This window comes from Candidatus Hydrogenedens sp., from assembly GCA_035361075.1.
Lineage (GTDB): Bacteria > Hydrogenedentota > Hydrogenedentia > Hydrogenedentales > Hydrogenedentaceae > Hydrogenedens.
This window is the reverse complement of record DAOSBX010000008.1, coordinates 1-17876: the sequence shown is the minus strand read 5'-3', so window position 1 is coordinate 17876 and position 17876 is coordinate 1. Positions and strand designations below refer to the sequence as shown.

Here is a 17876-nt window from a genome sequence, read left to right as displayed (position 1 = left end):
ATTTTTCAGGGGGATTTTAAAAGGTTTTAATTTACCAGTAGAACTTTTTATGAATTAATAATTTCTTCTGAAATTTCGAGTTGAGTTTCTAATTTTTCATTTGAGTTAATCATTTCCTCCCAGGTAACGGTTCTGTTTTGATATGCGGACATTCTTCCTAAAATGCTTGTCAAATTACTATATGCAGATTCTTCGAGATTATTCAGGTATTTTCCACTCTTGATAGCCTCATAAAAATCTTTTATATTATTCACAGCACCTTTTTCATAGATATCAGAACTTTTTCCTCCTTCCCAACTTTCCGATTTTCCTTCGATGGTAACGATACCGCCATAATGAGTATCTGCAGTTCCTAAAGAGCCGTATAATCTCATACATAAATCGTCATAACCATAAGTGAATTGCCCACTGCTAAAATCAACAATGACATCGTTTGGATATGTAAATTGGACACAGAAATGGTCCCAGCAATCGCCGACATCTGTACGTGCTTTTCTACCACCCGTTCCGAATGCTTTTAGTGGATGTGATTTTAGATACCAATTTGCCATGTCAATTACATGTATATTTTGTTCAACGATAATATCACCAGAAAGGATTTTGTCGAAAGCCCAATTTTTTAATCGTTCACCTGGGGTACCGGGTTCTGCCTGTTTTCCTAAACGACTGCAGTAGTAATAACACTGTCCAATAACAGGTTCTCCAATCATACCTGAATGAATTTTTTGAACACACTCTTTGAATAGGTCATAATTACGTGTTTGGAAATCTACGAGCAAACATAGTTTGTTATTATATTTTTTTGATATATCGATTAATGATAAACAGCCATTTACATCAACAGCAATGGGTTTTGCTAAATACACATGTTTTCCTTTTGCAACTGCGGAAAGTACTTGTTCGGGGTGAAAATAAGGTGGACTTTCGATGGCGACTGCTTCGACATCTGCTTCGAGAAGGTCTTTATATCCATTTAATCCTACAAATATTTTTGAGTCGGGGACATTGCATTCTTCTGCGACACGCTTTGCTCTTTTTCGAAACACGTCGTGAACTGCAGTTATTTCAAATGGTGCATTCTTTTCGAATAGATGAGCTATCCAACGTCCTCTACCACCACATCCAATCAATCCTAACTTGACTTTTTCATTTGCTTCACTACCAAACACAATTCGGGATGGTAAAATGTTTATAGCACTCGCCATTACTACTGTTGACTTAATAAAGTCGCGTCTTGTTTTGCCTTCTTTGTTATGCATATCTTTTTCCTTTCTTGTTATCATTATGACCTAACTGAATATTTCACATAGATATTTATAATTTTTTTGGAAATCATTAACCTTATCCATTTTGGGAAGTCCTGTTTCAAGTACTAACCAGCCTTGATATTGAATTTCCTTAATTGCTTCTACAATTGGTTCCATTTTTACTTTTCCTTTGCCGAGATAAAAGGCTCCATCTTTGAAATGAATTTGGCATATTTTATCCTTTAGCATACGAATTTCGGCTGGGACATCATATCCACTATACGTTGAATTTCCTACATCGTAATATATTTTGCATGCCTCATGACCTATTTTATCAAGAATATCCATATTTTGCTGAGCAGTTAGTGTGTTTTCAATACCTAAAATAATTCCTGATTCTTTTGCTTTTGGAGCTACTTCTTTAAGCCGATTAACCATCTCTGCAATATCGTCATTCTTTAATCCTTGTTTATCTTTCAAATCACCTTTACCAAAGAATGCTAATAGAATAACCTTTGCTCCTAAATCTTTTGCAGAATCAATGGTATCTATCAGCCAGTTTACAGCACGTGGGTCATTTGCAAAAGGAGCATCATTAAGTAATCCCATTGCGATTGATGGTATCTGTATACCTGTTTCTTTCATCTTTGTTTTATACTGCTCACGTAAATCTACATTTGCGATGGCGATTTTATCCTCAGGCTTACCAGCCGATATTTCGACGCCATTTAACCCTATTTGTTTTGCAAGGTCCAATGCGGATGGACCTTCAGTCCACATAGACCAATCACAAGCAGCGATTGAGTATTTACATTTTTGTTCCTGTGCTAAAAGATTTGCAGTTAAACTTAAACATGGCATCAACATAGATGTTGTTTTAAGAAAGCTTCGACGTGATAATTGCATTGTTATACTCCTATCTAATGTTTCTATTTCAAAAATGTTTTGTATAACTTTTATAATTCTATATCAATTCCTATATTAAAAAAAATTGGATTAGTAACAATATACATAGAAACAGAAAGGATATTTTTATGAAATGGGCACGAGTAATAACAAATGATAATTTAAGGAAATATATCACCTTAGGAGAAGATGAAAATTATTACGAATTAGAGGGAAATCCGTTTACAAAATTTAATATTACAAATAAAAAGATATATCCACAAAAATGGCTTCCGCCTATTGATGCACCTGCAGTATTATGTATTGGATTGAATTATCGTGGACATGCAAAAGAAACAAACAAACCTATCCCTGAATATCCTGTGGTATTTATGAAAAATCCATCAGCTTTAACGGGACATCTTGAACCTATTATTCTGCCCCGGGTATGTAGAGATGAGGTCGATTATGAAGGAGAGTTAGTTATTATCATTGGAAAAGATGCATTAGATGTAGAACCTGATGAGGCTTGCCAATACATTGCAGGGTTTACAATAGGTAATGATGTATCAGCAAGAAGGTGGCAGATGGAATTAGGTGGAGGACAATGGGTTCGGGGAAAAAGTTTTGATACCTTCGCTCCGCTTGGACCGTTTGTACTTCCTATTGAAGATTGGGATAAAAATACTTCTTTCGAAATTACCACTAAAGTAAACAATCAAGTTATGCAATCGGGAAATAGTTCTGACATGATTTTTAATGTTTTTCAACTTGTATCTTTTTTAAGCCAGGATACAACCTTAAAACAGGGAACTCTTATTTTTACAGGGACACCTGCTGGTGTAGGTTGGGCTCGCTCTCCTAAAGTCACCTTATCCAAAGGTGATATTGTAGAAATAGAAATAAAGCGGATTGGAATTTTGAGGAATGAGGTGAAATAACTTAAGTGGATAAAAAAATAGCACGCAGATAAATTTGGTTTGTTTTAAAATATCTGCGTGCTATGTATTAACTATTCAGCTATATCAAACACACGCATAATAGCCGCTAATTCTTTAACCATTGGTGGTTCGCCTGGGAAACGAACAAATGCAACATGGCCATCCATATACAGAATATTACTTCCGCCTGGGATATGATTAAATTTTGCAACCTGGTCTGAAACATTATCCCACATAATAAAGATGGAGCTTTGTGCCTTTGCACTTGCAGATGGATTGTTAATATCTGTAATTAAGAATCGTTCAATTCCTTCTCTTAACCTGTATACAATACTCCCCCCACCATTACCAAGCCCATCAGAAACTTTTCTGTCATTATCTGCTTCCTTTCTAAATCCACTGGCATCACCAGAAAGGAAGTAGGGTCTTAATTTGTCAATCATATCTTCTATTACTTCGATAAATTGTGCCGCACCTTCTGTGACGGTAGGGTCTAAGGGGTTCCCTAAAAGGTTTGCTAATGCTTGAAGAGCGGTAACATCTTTTGTTGGGTATTCACTACCGCAACGGTCAAATACGAAAGCGGAATAGGTATAACTTGCGTCAATACCTTCTACACCTTGTTGACGGTTACCATCTACTTTCTGCAACATGGTAAATTCTTTTGTTTGAGGGTCGATAAAATTATCTAATTTGTCCTTAGCATCGGAGGGACAGAAAATAATTGCGGGGTCTGTTAAATATTCAGGATAGATAACACCTATTAACGGACCAAACGCCATACAAGGACGTATACCACAACCTAATTCCAATTCGCTGGGCGGGAATTTTTCGCCTGGAGATTCATTGGCATACATTTTAAAAACCAGTCCCCATTGTTTTAAATTATTAGCACAAGAAGACCGACGTGCAGCTTCCCTTGCACGGGCTAATGCTGGCAACAATATAGCAGCGAGGATACCAATAATGGCGATAACAACTAACAATTCGATGAGTGTAAAACCAGAACGTTTCATAACTTTCATTCCTCCATAAAGGTTACAGTTTAATTATTAAATTGGTTCAACCAATTTATATAATATAACATATATTTAACTGGATTTCAAATATAATTACAACATTGGTGGGACAAATATGAAAAATAAAGAGAGTAAGAAGAAAATTTTATCGACGAGGTCAAAAATAATTGCTGATGAATTATCCAGAAGAATTGTAAATAAAGTTTATCTTCCTGGTGAGAAATTACCCACAGAACGGGAACTTGCGGAAGAATTTCAAGCAACGAGGCATAGTATTCGTGAAGCACTTAAACGGCTTGAAGCGTTGGGGTTGGTTAAAATACGACAAGGTTCTGGAATCATTGCTCAAGATATAGACCTCATCGGAGGCTTGGAGTTATTTGATACTCTTATTAAGGATGAACAAGGAAATATCAATTTATCGTTGTTAAAAGATATTCTTGAGTTTCGAGACCACATGGTTCGACAAGTGGTACGACTTGCGGCAGAGAGACATACTCAAGAGGAGCTGGATGAGTTGCGATATCTTTTCCAAAAACGGAAGTCTTTCATTCATAATCAAGATGAGTTGCAAAAGATTAATGAACGTTTTTTTAAGCTTTTTGCACAGGCTACCCGCAATCAAATTTATGAATTGCTTTACAATACAATGTGGCAAGCATTTTTAAAAATAAATGAGATGGTTGATATTCTTCTGATTGGGAAACAAAAATTAGACCGTTTAGCAGAACGAATATTAGAAGCGTTTGAGTCCCGTGATGGTGAATTAGCCGAATTGATTTTGTCACGCCACTTAGAGTTTGTGCAACAGCAATTTGAAATTTCACTTAAAACCGTTGAAAAGAAATAACTCTTCAACAGATACAAAGTAAAGGGATTTGATATGCCAAAAAGAAGGATTCATTTATTGTGTAATGCTCATTTAGACCCTTGTTGGTTATGGGAATGGGAAGAAGGAGCAGGAGAAGCCTTATCTACTTTTCGTACTGCGGTAGAATTATGTGAGCAATTTGAGGAGTTTATTTTTAATCATAATGAAGTTATCTTATATAAATGGGTTGAACAATTTGACCCTGAATTATTTGAGAGGATACGGGTTCAGGTGCAAAAAAAGAAATGGAATATTATGGGGGGATGGTTTTTACAACCAGATTGCAATATGCCATCTGGAGAATCTTTTGTGCGTCATATTCTCATTGGTAAGAATTATTTCAAGGATAAATTTGGGGTAGACCCAAAAACGGCTATTAACTTTGACCCTTTTGGTCATTCTCGTGGTTTGGTTCAAATTCTTGCCAAATCTGGGTACAAATATTATCTATTTGGTAGACCTCATGCGGAAATATTTTCATTACCAGAAAAAGGTTTTATATGGCAAGGTTATGACGGTTCAGAAATATTAGCATATAGGTTTATAGGTTGGTATAATGCCCCGTTAGGCAAAGCACGAGAAAAAGTTGAACAATGGATACAAGACCATCCAGAACATACCACAGGTCTTGTATTATGGGGTGTTGGAAATCATGGTGGAGGACCTTCATTCAAAGATTGTCAGGACTTAAGAGACATTATACATCACGAGAAGGAGGACGACATTTTTCATTCAACACCTGACCTATTCTTTGAGGAATTACAACAAGAACAAATTTCTTTTCCTATGGTCATGAGGGATTTAAATCCATGGGCACCGGGTTGTTATACCTCACAAATTCGAATTAAACAGAAGCATCGCCAATTGGAAAATGAATTATATATGACTGAAAAGATGGCGAGTATTTGTGCTATTCATGGATTAATGGAATATCCATCTCAAGAATTTAAGGATGCCCTTGAAAACTTATTACTTGCAGAATTTCATGACATTTTACCTGGTTCATCTATTCCGCCAGTAGAAGAAAAAGGGATACAAATATTAGACTATGGGTTAAATATTGTATCCCGCATCAAAGCACGGTGTTTTTTTTCATTGTGTAGAACAGAAGAAATAATTTCTAAACAAATAGTACCTATTTTTGGTTTTAATCCTCATCCTTTCCCGATAACTCAAATTTTTGATGTTGAATTTTGCTTACCTGATTTTAATTTTGAGGATACTTTTGTTTATCCACAAATGTTTATAGATGGTAATAAAATTCCTTCTCAAGTAGAGAAAGAACATGGTAATGTTGCGGTGGATTGGCGGAAACGAATGGTGTTTAAGGCAACATTGGCACCAGCCCAGATAACTCGTATTAACTGCTCTACGGAACTGGTTTTACCTGAAAAACCACAACCTAAATCTCAAATTACTGACGGGGTCATTGAAGTTAGAGGAGAACATATTCACGCTGGGGTTAATGTTCAAACAGGATTAATGGATTTTTATCGTGTTGATGGTGTTGATTATTTGAATACCTCTGCTTTTTTGCCGATTGTAATTCAAGATAACGAAGACCCATGGGGAAGTGAAGTAACATGTTATCACAATATTAAGGGGCACTTTTCAATAATCGATAAGGAAGAGGTCCCAGAGATATGTGGCATAAAAAGTGATACACTGGCACCAGTTCATGTTATTGAAGATGGGGAGGTTAGAACTGTCGTTGAAGCCATATTTAAATACAACCATTCTTACATAATTATGCAATATAAGATTCCTAAAATAGTTGCGGAGATTGAAGTAGATGTTCGTGTCTTTTGGTTTGAAAAGGACTGCATGCTAAAACTGTGCATTCCAGTCCCATGGGAGGACACGGAGTATGTGGGTCAAGTGGTGTTTGGTAAGGATCAATTACTGGGTGAAGAGTATGAAGTTGTAGCACAGAAATGGGTAGCAGGATATTCGCCTATTAACAAGTGTGCTTTAACAATTATTAATGATGGTATCTATGGTTCCGATTTTATTAATAATACCATTCGACTTACATTACTCCATTCACCTGCTTATTCATCGTTGCCCTTCAAAAATAGACCATTAGTACCCCAAGATAGATTTACTCCACGAATGGAACAAGGAGAGCGAATTTTCCGATTTTGGTTGCAAGGAGGAAATTCTTCTGTGAGGTTTCGTACTATTGATAACGAGGCTCTTGCTCATAATGAGAAACCCATGTTTTTATCTTTTTACCCAACGAAGAAAGGACAACCTTTTACATCAGGTATCATTGTTGACAATAATTCTATTGTACTGTCTGCATTTAAGAAAGCTGAGACCAAGGAAGGATTCATTATACGACTTTATGAACCTACCGGGAATGTTCAGCAAAGCAACGTAATTATTCCACCTCTTAATACTCAATTTACAGTACAATTACAGCCTTTCGAAATTAAAACCTATTATGTAGATACACACCAAAAAAAGGTTCATGAATGTGATTTACTTGAAAATATTCTGTCATCCTGATAACAATATCACATATATTTAACGAAATCTTTTAGTTCCTTTCGCGGTGGTGGAGAGGGTGTATCGGCGGGAAAACCAAGGGGCATTAATGATACTAATTCAACATCGTCTGAAAGTCCTAATATCTCTTTTGCCTTGTTGTGGTCTAACAAACTCACGATTACTGTTCCCAATCCCAAACTATAAGCAGTCAAGGCGATATTCTGTGCAAATATTCCTAAATCGAATAACATCCAGTCACCAAAGTGTGTACATACTTGCCCTTTATAATATCCAGAGAGATTTTTCTTCCCACACAGACATAACACCACAGGGGCGTCCATAATTGCCTGATAAGAAGGATTCCCTTTAGGAAGTGTTTCTTGAAGTGACTTTTTTATCTTTTCATCTTTCACTACAATAACCTGCCAACATTGGGTATTTGCCCAAGACTGAGCCCAGCGTCCAGCTTCTAACACTGTATTTAGCAATTCTTCTGACAAAGGCTTTGGCAGGTATTTACGTATTGTCCGTCGTTCTTTAATAATTTTAATCATATCGCTCATCTTTTTTTCTCCTTTATCATTATTTAATAATATTAACGTTAGTTAATTTAATCATACAAATTATTGCTATTTTATTTAAAATTAATTCAACATAAGGAGATTCGGAATGAAGGTATTAAATTTTTCAACATCTCTGGTTATGATAAGCCTTCTGATAAACAGCATATCGTTTGCTGATGAACCTAATACGTCTTTACAAGAGGGTAAGGATTTCCTCGTAATCTGTAGAGATGGTGGGGCAGGTGGGTATGAAGCATTTCCAGATGTGTGTCGTCTCCCTGATGGAAGGCTTTTTTGTGTATTCTATGATGGATACGCACATGTAGCCTTACCCAATGAAAATCACCCAAAAGGTGGTAGAATCTCAGGAATATTTTCTTCCGATGAGGGGAAAACATGGAGTGTTCCTTTTGTTGTATATGATAGTCCTTATGATGACCGTGACCCTTCTATAGCCGTTATCGATGGTAAAAAACTAATTTGTAATTTTTTCTCGTTGAAACCCGTAGAAAATCAAAATAAACGATATGAAGGTTTAGGAACATGGGTTATCGTATCGGAAGATATGGGGAAAAAGTGGTCGGAACCTAAACAACTTTTTCCTGATTATTATTGCAGTTCCCCTATACGAGCTCTCCCAAACGGAAATTTGATAATCCCTTTATATACAGATAAACGGAAAAATGGGTGTGGTGCGGTATCTATTTCTACAGACAAGGGGGTTAGCTGGTGTAAACCAATAGATATTGATTATGGAGATTTAAAACTTGATGCAGAACCTGATATATGCGTATTAAAAAATCAAAATTTATTCATTGCTCAACGGGGTCACAGTGATTTAACAATGGGTTATTCACTATCTACAGATGGCGGTAATACATGGAGTAAGAGTGAAGCACTCCCTTTTTCAGGACATTGCCCATATTTACATCGCACTCCAACGGGCGTCTTAGTTATGGGTATTCGATACCCACATAAAGGAACTTACATAACTATTAGCATAGATGAGGCTAAAACATGGAGTAATCCTATCCTGGTTGACTCTTGTATTGGGGCATACCCTTCTATGGTAACATTAAAAGACAACAGCATCCTTATTGTCTATTATGAAGAAGGGGAGGGGTCTAATTTGCGGGCAAGGAAATTTAATGTCAATCCTTCGGGCGAAGTACAGTGGCTATCGTGGAAATAACAAAAGCGATTTGCAATCAAATTTAAAATTTTAAATAAATGTAATCTATAAGAACTGTATCTTTATAAACTAAAAGGCATTTTTTATCCAGTGTATTGATTTCTCTGGTTCCCATGTAATTGCAATAATATCAAACCGATAATATTTTTTTCTCACATTATATTTTTTTATGTAGCGATGTGCTGTCTTTCTAATATTCTCCTTTTTTTTATAATCTACTTTGTTTTCTGGATATGTCCAATTTTCGTTCCTACATGTTTTAACTTCAACAAAAACTATTTCGTCGTTTTCTTCAGCGACAATATCAATTTCTTTTCTGCCTATCTTTATATTTTTACCTAAAATTTTTAATCCTTTTTTCTTTAGATATTTTATAGCCTCTTCTTCTCCTGCTTTTCCTAACTCAAAAGGAAGTAATTCTGATGCTTCTCGCCTTAATGGTAATATTTTTAAAAGCCACTTAATCACTTGTGTTAATCAGTTGCTTTTGATAATTTTTATTCAAATACAAATAAAATGGGCCGTATGGATGTTGTTGATGAATTAGGATTTTGCATTGTCTACATAACTCTAAAATAGCAAGGACAATGCAAACTTTTTCAATTGTAGTTTCACATTTTTTAAATAATTCTGATGATATAACACTTCCTTGATTTGTTATCTTATCCCAAATTTCTACTATTTTATCTTCAACGGTATACTTCTCAAGTTCAATCGCCTGTATTGTCGGCTCCAGTAAGTAGTGTAGTACCCGTTTAATGGATTTCATTAAATCTGCTAATGTAACCTCAACCCATTCCTCTTGAACTAACGGCTCTAAATAAGATGGAAATTTTCGAGGGAGATAGTTATATTGTTGTTCTTCTAAATCTCCCAATCTCTTACCTAATTCCTTAAATTTTCGATATTCAAGTAAATGTTCTACTAATTCCAATCGTGGGTCTTCTTCCTCTACCTCTTCCATCTCTTCAATATCTGGTAATAACATCCGTGACTTAATGTGAATTAATGTCGCCGCCATAACAAGGAAATCGCCAGCAATTTCCAATCGTTGCTCTTTCATTAAATCAAGAATTTCAAGGTATTGTTCTGTTATTTGAACAATAGGTATATCAAAGATATCAATTTCTTGTTCTTTTATAAGATAAAGTAATATCTCAAAAGGTCCCTCGAATTGTTCCAATTTTAATCGTAGGGAGTCTTTAGAAATAAGCCCTGATATTTTTTCTTGTATATCCATTGAAATGTTATAAAAACCTTTTATTAAGATTAAAATAAGTTATATTTTATAGCACATTATATTGAAGCAAATGATAACATATTTTCTGGATTATATATAAGTTTTTAGTCGTTTATCTTCAATCATTTTTTATTTTCTTTCGTTTTATCTTCCTCTTTGTTTTTGTCTATGGTCTCATTTGGAATGGATGAACTATCAGATATTTTTTCTTCCTGTTGAGGTGTTTTTACTGAGAAAAGGTAACTATCATTAATTCTTGGGAAAGGAACCTCAAAAGCTCGCCAATTAATACAATAAACACCTGTTTTCAAATCGTCTACTGGTTTTACTACAAATAAACTGGTGTCCAACTCAGATAAAAACTCTGTTGAAACTAAAATAGGTTCATCAGGTATCCATATATACCTTTCTTCTTCTGAGACATTTTCATTTGAACTTTTCTTTTCTTTTTCTTCTGTTTTGTTTTTCTTCACTTCTTCTTTGTCTTGTATATACTTTTTCATTTTATATAGCGACAGTTCATACTGAGGCATACGAAAAACAAAAACTCGAGGTTTCGTTGTCTCTATTGTAATTGGCATATTCATCTTTATGGCTGGTATTGAATTATTTGTATCTATCTGTATCCTTTCTATTTTGTTTTTAAATAATGGGATATACCTATTATTTCTTTCATCAAAGAAGTAAACACCCGAAATAGAAGGCTTTGATGTCAGAACAATATTTGGTAATGTGATTTTTTTCTCTTGCCATGAATCAACTGTGATTTGCATAGGCAAATAATCAGACTTTATAAATTCTATCTTACTAATAGGTTTTTGCAATCGATAAACAAATTCTCCCTTTGTATTTGTTATTGTGTAATCAAGGGTTTCTGGGCTTGATATAGATACACCAGGCAATGGTTCTCCATTTGTTGCAAATACTTTTCCACTAATTACATACCTACCTTCACAAGATACGATACCTATGCATAAAACTATTAAAAGGGCATACCTTTTAATTAAATAAAAAAGCCTACATTCCATTGATGACGACCTTTCCCCTATCGCGATAGTAGTAATTATCAATCAGCGATTGTGTGTTCAAGGACTTGTTCAATCGTCGTGAAACCACGTGCAGCAAGGGCAAGTGCATTTTGTCGTAATGTTTTCATGCCACAGGCAACAGCTTGTTTTTTAATCTCATATGCAGATGCACGATTCAAAACAAGCTGATGAAGTTCAGGCCAATTTAGCATTGCTTCAAGGCAGGCAATTCGTCCTTTATAACCTGAATCCTTGCATTTAGGACAACCATGCCCTCTTACAAATTGAGGATTTGGTATATGTGAAAAACCACGATATTGTATGCGTTCTAATACTTCATTTGGAACAATTATATTTTCTTTACATTCTTTACAAACCCGTTTAAGTAATCGTTGTGCAGCTGCTAATGCTACGGAGGATTGAACCAAGAAAGGCTCTATTCCCATATCAATCAATCGGGGGAACACGCCTGCCGCATCATTTGTGTGTAATGTACTCAAAACAAGGTGCCCCGTTAGAGCTGCTTTTACCGCTATGTCTGCTGTTTCACCATCACGAATTTCACCGACCATAACGATATTGGGGTCTTGACGGAGAATTTGTCTTAATGCTTCGGCAAATGTAAATCCAATACGTGCTTGAACCTGCACCTGATTAATACCGAAGAGTTCATATTCGATAGGATCTTCAACGGTGACAATATTAGTTTCAATTGTATTTAGACGTGTTAAACAACTGTAAAGTGTTGTTGTTTTACCACTTCCTGTAGGTCCTGTTAAAAGAATCATACCATGAGGAAGTTTTAATGCATGGTTTAAGGCTTCTAATGGTTGAGGTTCAAACCCCATAGCCTCGAGGTCGAGCATTAGATTACTTTTATCTAAAACACGTAATACGATTTTCTCGCCATATTTACAGGGCAAAAATGCTACACGAAAGTCAATCTCTCTTCCACGGAAACGAATACGAAAACGACCGTCTTGAGGTAGTCGATGTTCATCAATTCGGCACCCTGAAAGAATTTTAAATCGGGCAATAAGGTTGGACTGTATTGATTTGGGAGGTGATTTTGCCTCTTCAAGGACACCATCAACACGATAACGAACACGAATTATTTTTTCAAATGGTTCTATATGAATATCGGATGCACCTCTTTCTAAAGCATCTAATACAATTAGTCGAGCCATTTTCTTTACGGGCTCATCTTCTTCAACAGACTCAACTTTGCTAACGTCTTCGACTTCTTCTGTTACTGTTTTCACTTCTTCCAATTCTTCTTGTTGGGCATGCTCGGCTAACAAGGATGCAAACAGTTCTGAAGCTCTATCGCCACTATAATTTCTTTCGATGACTTCGCGTAATTCAGAAGGCATTGCAATAACAGGTTCAATCTCCTTGCCTGTAATCATACGGATGTCGTCTAATGCAAGGATATTTAATGGGTTTGACATTGCTAACGTAAGAATATCTCCTGTAACAGATATAGGGAGAACTTGGTATTGTTTAGCTAAACTTTCTGGGACTTCCGCAAGAACTTCCTTTGGAATCGAATAATTAGATACTCGGATATGCGGTATTTGTAGTTGTTCACTTAAAGTTTCGACTAAAACTTCCTCTGTTATATACTTTTTTTCGAGGAGTATATCTTGGAGATTCTTACCAGTTTGTTGTTGTATTTTAATACATTCGTTAAGTTTTTCTTTTGTTATTACTCCAAGTTCTAATAACATTTCTGGTAATTTTTTCTTTGCAATTCTCACTGTTCAATCTCCTAATTTATAGTATTTTTCAACACATAAACGGTTTTAAATATTTTCTGTTTTACATATGTATTAAGCAGCGGCAATTCCTAAATGACTTAATATTTCGTCTGCCATTTCACAGGTAATGTTTTGGCCTACCAGTTTAGCAAAGGCAATAATTTTCTTTAGTGAACCCATCATTTTCCTAATATCGTTGGGAACACGCATCGCTATTAAACTTAGCACTTCTTCTGGCACTTTAACATCTGCCATTTTAACTTGATTATGTAGGATTTGCATCCGTGTTTCCCATTCTGGGGATTTTAATTCCGCAACAATTCCACTTGCAAAACGGGAAACTAATCTTTGCTCAAGCAAACCTAATCGGTCAGGTGCTTTATCGCTTGCAATTATTATCTGTCTTTTGCTTTGATGTAGCACGTTAAAAACGTGGAAAAATTCTTCCTGTGCTTCAACTTTACCACCCATAAACTGAATATCATCAAGAATTAGCACATCCCAATGACAATAATTTTCGCGAAATAGATCCAGAGCACCTTCTTTAAGTGCTTCGGCAAGTCTTCTGGAGAAATGACTTGCTGAAACGTAACCTACTCTCATTTTGGGATGTTTCTTTAATATCTCGTTACCAATAGCACTAATAAGGTGTGTTTTGCCTATGCCGACATTACCGTAGAGGAAAAATGGATTATATTCTGTTCCTGGATTTTCTGCTACTGCTTTACTTAATTTAAATGTGAAAGCGTTTACAGTACCGGGGAAGAAATTATCAAATGTAAGGGTCTCTAACGGCTGTTCAGATTCTAATGCCTTCCATACCTCTTTGTCGGACTCTTCAATTTCTGGTGGAGGTGTTGACGAACCTTTGCCAAACGGAGCAACAGATGCTAATCGTTGTTTCTTTTCTTCTAATGTTTCTACCCTTTTTCCTTCCATAATACTTAATGTTTCTACTAATTGGGCAGTTTGTTGAACTGATTCTAATGTTGTTTCTGTTAATCGGGCTATTTTTTGTGTTTGCTCATTGTGCATTTCTTGAGTTTTCTGAACCGATTCTTTGACTTGTTGAACCACTTCTTTTAGCTCTGGAATGAGCGGTTCAATAATTGATTTTTCCCTCGCTAAATCGCTGTTTTCACTCTCCCGTTCCTTTTTTATTTCGTTTATTGTTTGTGTAGTTGTTTCGCTTACGGAACGAAGTATGGACTCTGTTATTTGTGCCATTTTTTGAGTTTGCAATTCTTGCTGTTTTTGGTTTTCAATAATGGCATGGTCTAATTTTTGGATTGCTTCTGTGAGACTAAGTAGAACAGGGTCGGGTTCTTCTGCTTCTGGAGTTTCTTTTAATTCCTGAATAAGTTTTGTTATTGCATCTTCAAGAGTATTTTGAATACCGCTAACAATAGATTCTTTTACTGTTACTAATACTTCCTGCATTTTTTCAGGTGTGAATGCTTCTTTAGGTTCTTTTTGATCCGTTTGGTCTATCTTTTGGACGACTTCACCAATGCTCTTAGTTACCTCTATTGACATCTGACTCATTACTTGTGCTGAATTTCGTATCTCTTCTGAAATCGTATTTAACAGTTGTTGAGATATTTCTCCAATTCCTTCACGCATCGTCTCCGCTATTTGCTCTATGTTTATTTTATTTTCTTTCTCTATTGACGATAGTTCTAACTTCAAGTTATCAAGCATAGCTGTGACTGCATTACTTATAACATGGCTCACACCTTCTTGTATCATTGTTGCTACTTGATTTTGCCCCTGTATCATTTCTTCTCTTAAACGTGCGTGTATTTCATGGGCAAATTGCGATATTGATTCTCGAAATGTATTTTTCATCTCTCCAATAAATTCAGCAAAATGTTCAGGAGTGATTGAAGGTGGCGGAGGAATTACTGTCGGTGAAGGAATATTTATATTTACTTGAGTTAATGAATCTCGGATTGAATCAGCAAGCATTTTTGGAAGGTCTTGAATTGCTTGAACTAATGATGTGTCTATTATAACTTGTGTCGGTGTTGGAATAGGTTCAGAAATTACCGCCACCTGTGATTGTTCCGTTTCATAGTCCGTTACCTTCTCAGGTATTTCTTCTTCATATTCCTTCTCTATTTCTTCTAATACCGCTTCATTAACATCAGTAGAAAGTGGTGGATTTTCTTCCTTTATTTCAACTGAATCTACTACTTCCTGCTCTTTTTTTTCTGGTTCTGTTGTTTTGTAACCAAGTGTGGATAATATGTCTGTACTAATTCGATTTTTACGAAATGCTTTTTCAAATGCTTTTTCTAAATCCTCCCAACTACATAGGATTGGCTTTATCCTCAAATCTGGACAGTGACTTTTTACTTCTTCTAATGCCTCTGTATCCAAGGGGTCAACCATAGCAACTGTCACTATTCTTCCTAATTTATCGATGGGTAATAAGTATCTTTTCCTACAAACTTCTTCTGGAATTAATTTAACGACATCAGAATTGATATCATACTCAACAAGTTTAATATGCGGTATTCGACATTGTTTTGATAGGCAGTTTGCTAATACATCCCTATCTATAAATCCTTTTTCTATTAATATCTTTCCTAAAAATCTTCCTGTTTTAGATTGAATTTCTAATGCTTGATTAAGTTGTTCTTTTGTAATTAATCTTTCTTCGAGAAGCAGTTCTCCTAATCTTTTATGAGCATTGTCTACATGTGAATCACGGGTTCCGTATTTTGTCTTTTGTGGTTCTGTATCTTTTCCAGAAGAAGTTTTTTGTCGTTGTTTCTTTTCTGATTCACTATCTCGGTTCCAGGTTAACATGAGCTATTCCTTAGTGCGTTTACCAATGATACAATGATATAATAACGTTCATTGTAACAATTATTCTTAATACCTTTTATAAATTTAATTCTCCTAAAAAGCAAATAATCAATCTATTTAATTTTACCATGTTTTTTATAACGAATAAAATATTTTTAAGGTAAAAAAATGATAATTGGTTTTGATGGAAGATTAGCAAATGATGTTCATAAAGTAGGAAGTGGTCAATTTTGTTATGAACTACTTAAATCTATGAGCCTTTTATTAAAAAATGAATCTCTTAGAATCTATCTTGATAAAGAACCTCAATCTTTTTTCCCAGTTCAAAAAAATGAAACCATTGAGTTCAGAGTATTAAGAAAAAGAAAGTTCTGGACACAAACCGCACTTGCAAACGAATTAAGGAAGAATCCACCAGACATTTTCTTCTCACCTTCATTACAAACGCCATTTTACGGTAATTGTCCTAAATCATGTACTATTTTTGATATTGCTTACTACGACTTCCCTCAAGAATTTACATGGACTGCTCGAGCGAAAGCAAAATTACAATTAAACATGGCGATATATACTAATCAATTATTCTTTACAATAAGTGATTCTTCAAAACAAACTATTCTTGACAGATTCCCAAAAATTGAAAACCGTCTATTTAGGGTGTATTTGGGTGTAAGTAAAGAAATATCTAAAGTTTCGGAACAAGAACAAATGTCTGTTCGGGAAAAATATTCTATTCATAAGCCTTTTATTCTTTATCTGGGGAGAATTCAGCCTCGCAAAAATATCATAAGACTTATTGAAGCATACGAAAAACTTGTGGATAACTATCCACAAATACCACATCAACTTGTTATTGTTGGTAGTCTTGGCTGGTTGTATGAACCGATATTGAAAAAAATGAAAGAAAGTAAATATGCAGATAGAATACATTATTTAGGCTATCTTGAAAATGAAAATGAGAAAGTAGCATTAATTAGCTCGGCTGATGTCCTTGTGCTTATCTCGTTATGGGAAGGATTTGGTTTGCCTGTTATTGAAGCGATGAATTGTGAAACACCCGTACTCGCTTCTAATTGCTCTTCTATACCAGAAATTGTTGGCGATTGTGGTATACTGGTTAATCCTTATGATATAGAGGAAATAACTGCTCAACTTTATATAATACTAACAAATAATAAGTTGCGGGAAGAACTTGTAAAGAAATCAAAGGAAAGAGCAAAACATTTTAGTTGGGAAAACACCGCCCAAGAAATTCTTGACATATTGGTAAATTATGCAAAAATGACAAAATAATAGCAGTTTGTGTTGTATAATTCGTTCTTATGATGTTAACTTTTCATTGGAGGTTTTACTGATTTTCTGATAGAAAATATACATAATAAAATGATAAGTGAAAGGGAGACCAAACCTTTCTTATCTATTAAGATAAGGGCTTCTTGAGGAGATTGTGTTCCATCTAAATCAGGATTTAATACTACCGTTACATAATCATTTAAACCAAGTCCAAAACTGATACAATTATTATATTCTACTCTATTTATCCATCCATCTTTATCTGCATCTCCAAGAGCTGATAACAATTCATTCCACGTTTTCAAATTATCTGCTATGGTCTCGTATTCATTTTCTAAATTTATATTCGTTTTGATTGTATTACTCAATTCAGAACCTAAAGACAGTAATCCAGCTAATACATGTTCATAATCTTTTAACCAAAGTTGGTATTGTGGTTCGGTTTTTAATATTTCTAAATTTTCAAGGTAAACACAAGTCGCACTTAATCGCCAATATACTTTTGGTTCACACAAAACCTTTTTTAATAC

General features: G+C 35.1%; 15 protein-coding genes. 5 read left to right on the top strand and 10 right to left on the bottom strand.

Annotated features, from left to right (window positions below):
- Positions 1–47 precede the first annotated feature (47 nt).
- Both PLJ10_03895 and PLJ10_03890 read right to left on the bottom strand, forming a co-directional pair.
- The gene (locus PLJ10_03895; protein HOK08786.1) at positions 48–1259 is read right to left on the bottom strand and encodes a Gfo/Idh/MocA family oxidoreductase; all 1212 of its coding nucleotides are present in this window, start codon (positions 1257–1259) and stop codon (positions 48–50) included.
- Between the two features lie 30 nt (positions 1260–1289).
- Positions 1290–2153 (bottom strand): sugar phosphate isomerase/epimerase family protein, encoded by an 864-nt coding sequence (locus PLJ10_03890; GenBank protein HOK08785.1) that lies wholly within the window; start codon positions 2151–2153, stop codon positions 1290–1292.
- Positions 2154–2281: 128 nt separating this feature from the next.
- Here PLJ10_03890 and PLJ10_03885 point away from each other — a divergent pair, with 128 nt between their 5' ends.
- Complete coding sequence (locus PLJ10_03885; protein ID HOK08784.1) at positions 2282–3073, top strand: fumarylacetoacetate hydrolase family protein; 792 nt, start codon at positions 2282–2284, stop codon at positions 3071–3073.
- A gap of 71 nt (positions 3074–3144) precedes the next feature.
- Here the strand turns inward: PLJ10_03885 and PLJ10_03880 are convergent, their stop codons facing one another.
- Entirely contained in the window at positions 3145–4098 is a 954-nt protein-coding gene (locus PLJ10_03880) for a DUF1559 domain-containing protein (GenBank protein HOK08783.1), read from the bottom strand.
- A 109-nt stretch (positions 4099–4207) separates the two neighbouring features.
- On the opposite strand from PLJ10_03880, the gene PLJ10_03875 reads away from it, so the two are divergent.
- Together PLJ10_03875 and PLJ10_03870 are read left to right on the top strand one after the other, a co-directional pair.
- Positions 4208–4942 carry a GntR family transcriptional regulator gene (locus PLJ10_03875; GenBank protein HOK08782.1) on the top strand — a complete coding sequence of 245 codons (735 nt, stop codon included), beginning with the start codon at positions 4208–4210 and terminating at the stop codon, positions 4940–4942.
- Between the two features lie 33 nt (positions 4943–4975).
- Positions 4976–7474: a glycoside hydrolase family 38 C-terminal domain-containing protein gene (locus PLJ10_03870; GenBank protein ID HOK08781.1), complete on the top strand. Its 2499-nt coding sequence runs from the start codon at positions 4976–4978 to the stop codon at positions 7472–7474.
- Between the two features lie 8 nt (positions 7475–7482).
- On the opposite strand, the gene PLJ10_03865 is transcribed toward PLJ10_03870, so the two are convergent.
- Positions 7483–8019: a nitroreductase family protein gene (locus tag PLJ10_03865; GenBank protein HOK08780.1), complete on the bottom strand. Its 537-nt coding sequence runs from the start codon at positions 8017–8019 to the stop codon at positions 7483–7485.
- Between the two features lie 106 nt (positions 8020–8125).
- Between PLJ10_03865 and PLJ10_03860 the strand changes: the two genes are divergently transcribed.
- Positions 8126–9211, top strand: coding sequence for a sialidase family protein (locus PLJ10_03860; GenBank protein ID HOK08779.1), 1086 nt, complete (start codon positions 8126–8128; stop codon positions 9209–9211).
- Between the two features lie 69 nt (positions 9212–9280).
- Here PLJ10_03860 and PLJ10_03855 read toward each other — a convergent pair whose 3' ends face one another.
- From PLJ10_03855 to PLJ10_03835, 5 genes are all read right to left on the bottom strand, one after another.
- Positions 9281–9679: a YraN family protein gene (locus tag PLJ10_03855; protein ID HOK08778.1), complete on the bottom strand. Its 399-nt coding sequence runs from the start codon at positions 9677–9679 to the stop codon at positions 9281–9283.
- A complete protein-coding gene (locus PLJ10_03850) occupies positions 9672–10451 on the bottom strand; it encodes a segregation/condensation protein A (protein ID HOK08777.1) in 780 nt (259 codons plus the stop codon). Before PLJ10_03850 ends, PLJ10_03855 begins: the two co-directional genes overlap by 8 nt.
- Positions 10452–10573: 122 nt before the next feature.
- The gene (locus PLJ10_03845) at positions 10574–11479 is read right to left on the bottom strand and encodes a hypothetical protein (protein ID HOK08776.1); all 906 of its coding nucleotides are present in this window, start codon (positions 11477–11479) and stop codon (positions 10574–10576) included.
- A 38-nt stretch (positions 11480–11517) separates the two neighbouring features.
- On the bottom strand, positions 11518–13239 hold the full coding sequence (locus PLJ10_03840; protein ID HOK08775.1) for an ATPase, T2SS/T4P/T4SS family: 1722 nt from the start codon (positions 13237–13239) through the stop codon (positions 11518–11520).
- Positions 13240–13311: 72 nt separating this feature from the next.
- A complete protein-coding gene (locus tag PLJ10_03835; GenBank protein ID HOK08774.1) occupies positions 13312–16053 on the bottom strand; it encodes a DnaA/Hda family protein in 2742 nt (913 codons plus the stop codon).
- Positions 16054–16221: 168 nt separating this feature from the next.
- Between PLJ10_03835 and PLJ10_03830 the strand changes: the two genes are divergently transcribed.
- Positions 16222–17346: a glycosyltransferase family 1 protein gene (locus PLJ10_03830; GenBank protein HOK08773.1), complete on the top strand. Its 1125-nt coding sequence runs from the start codon at positions 16222–16224 to the stop codon at positions 17344–17346.
- A 35-nt stretch (positions 17347–17381) separates the two neighbouring features.
- On the opposite strand, the gene PLJ10_03825 is transcribed toward PLJ10_03830, so the two are convergent.
- The coding region (locus PLJ10_03825; GenBank protein HOK08772.1) for a hypothetical protein at positions 17382–17876 on the bottom strand (495 nt) is incomplete at its 5' end.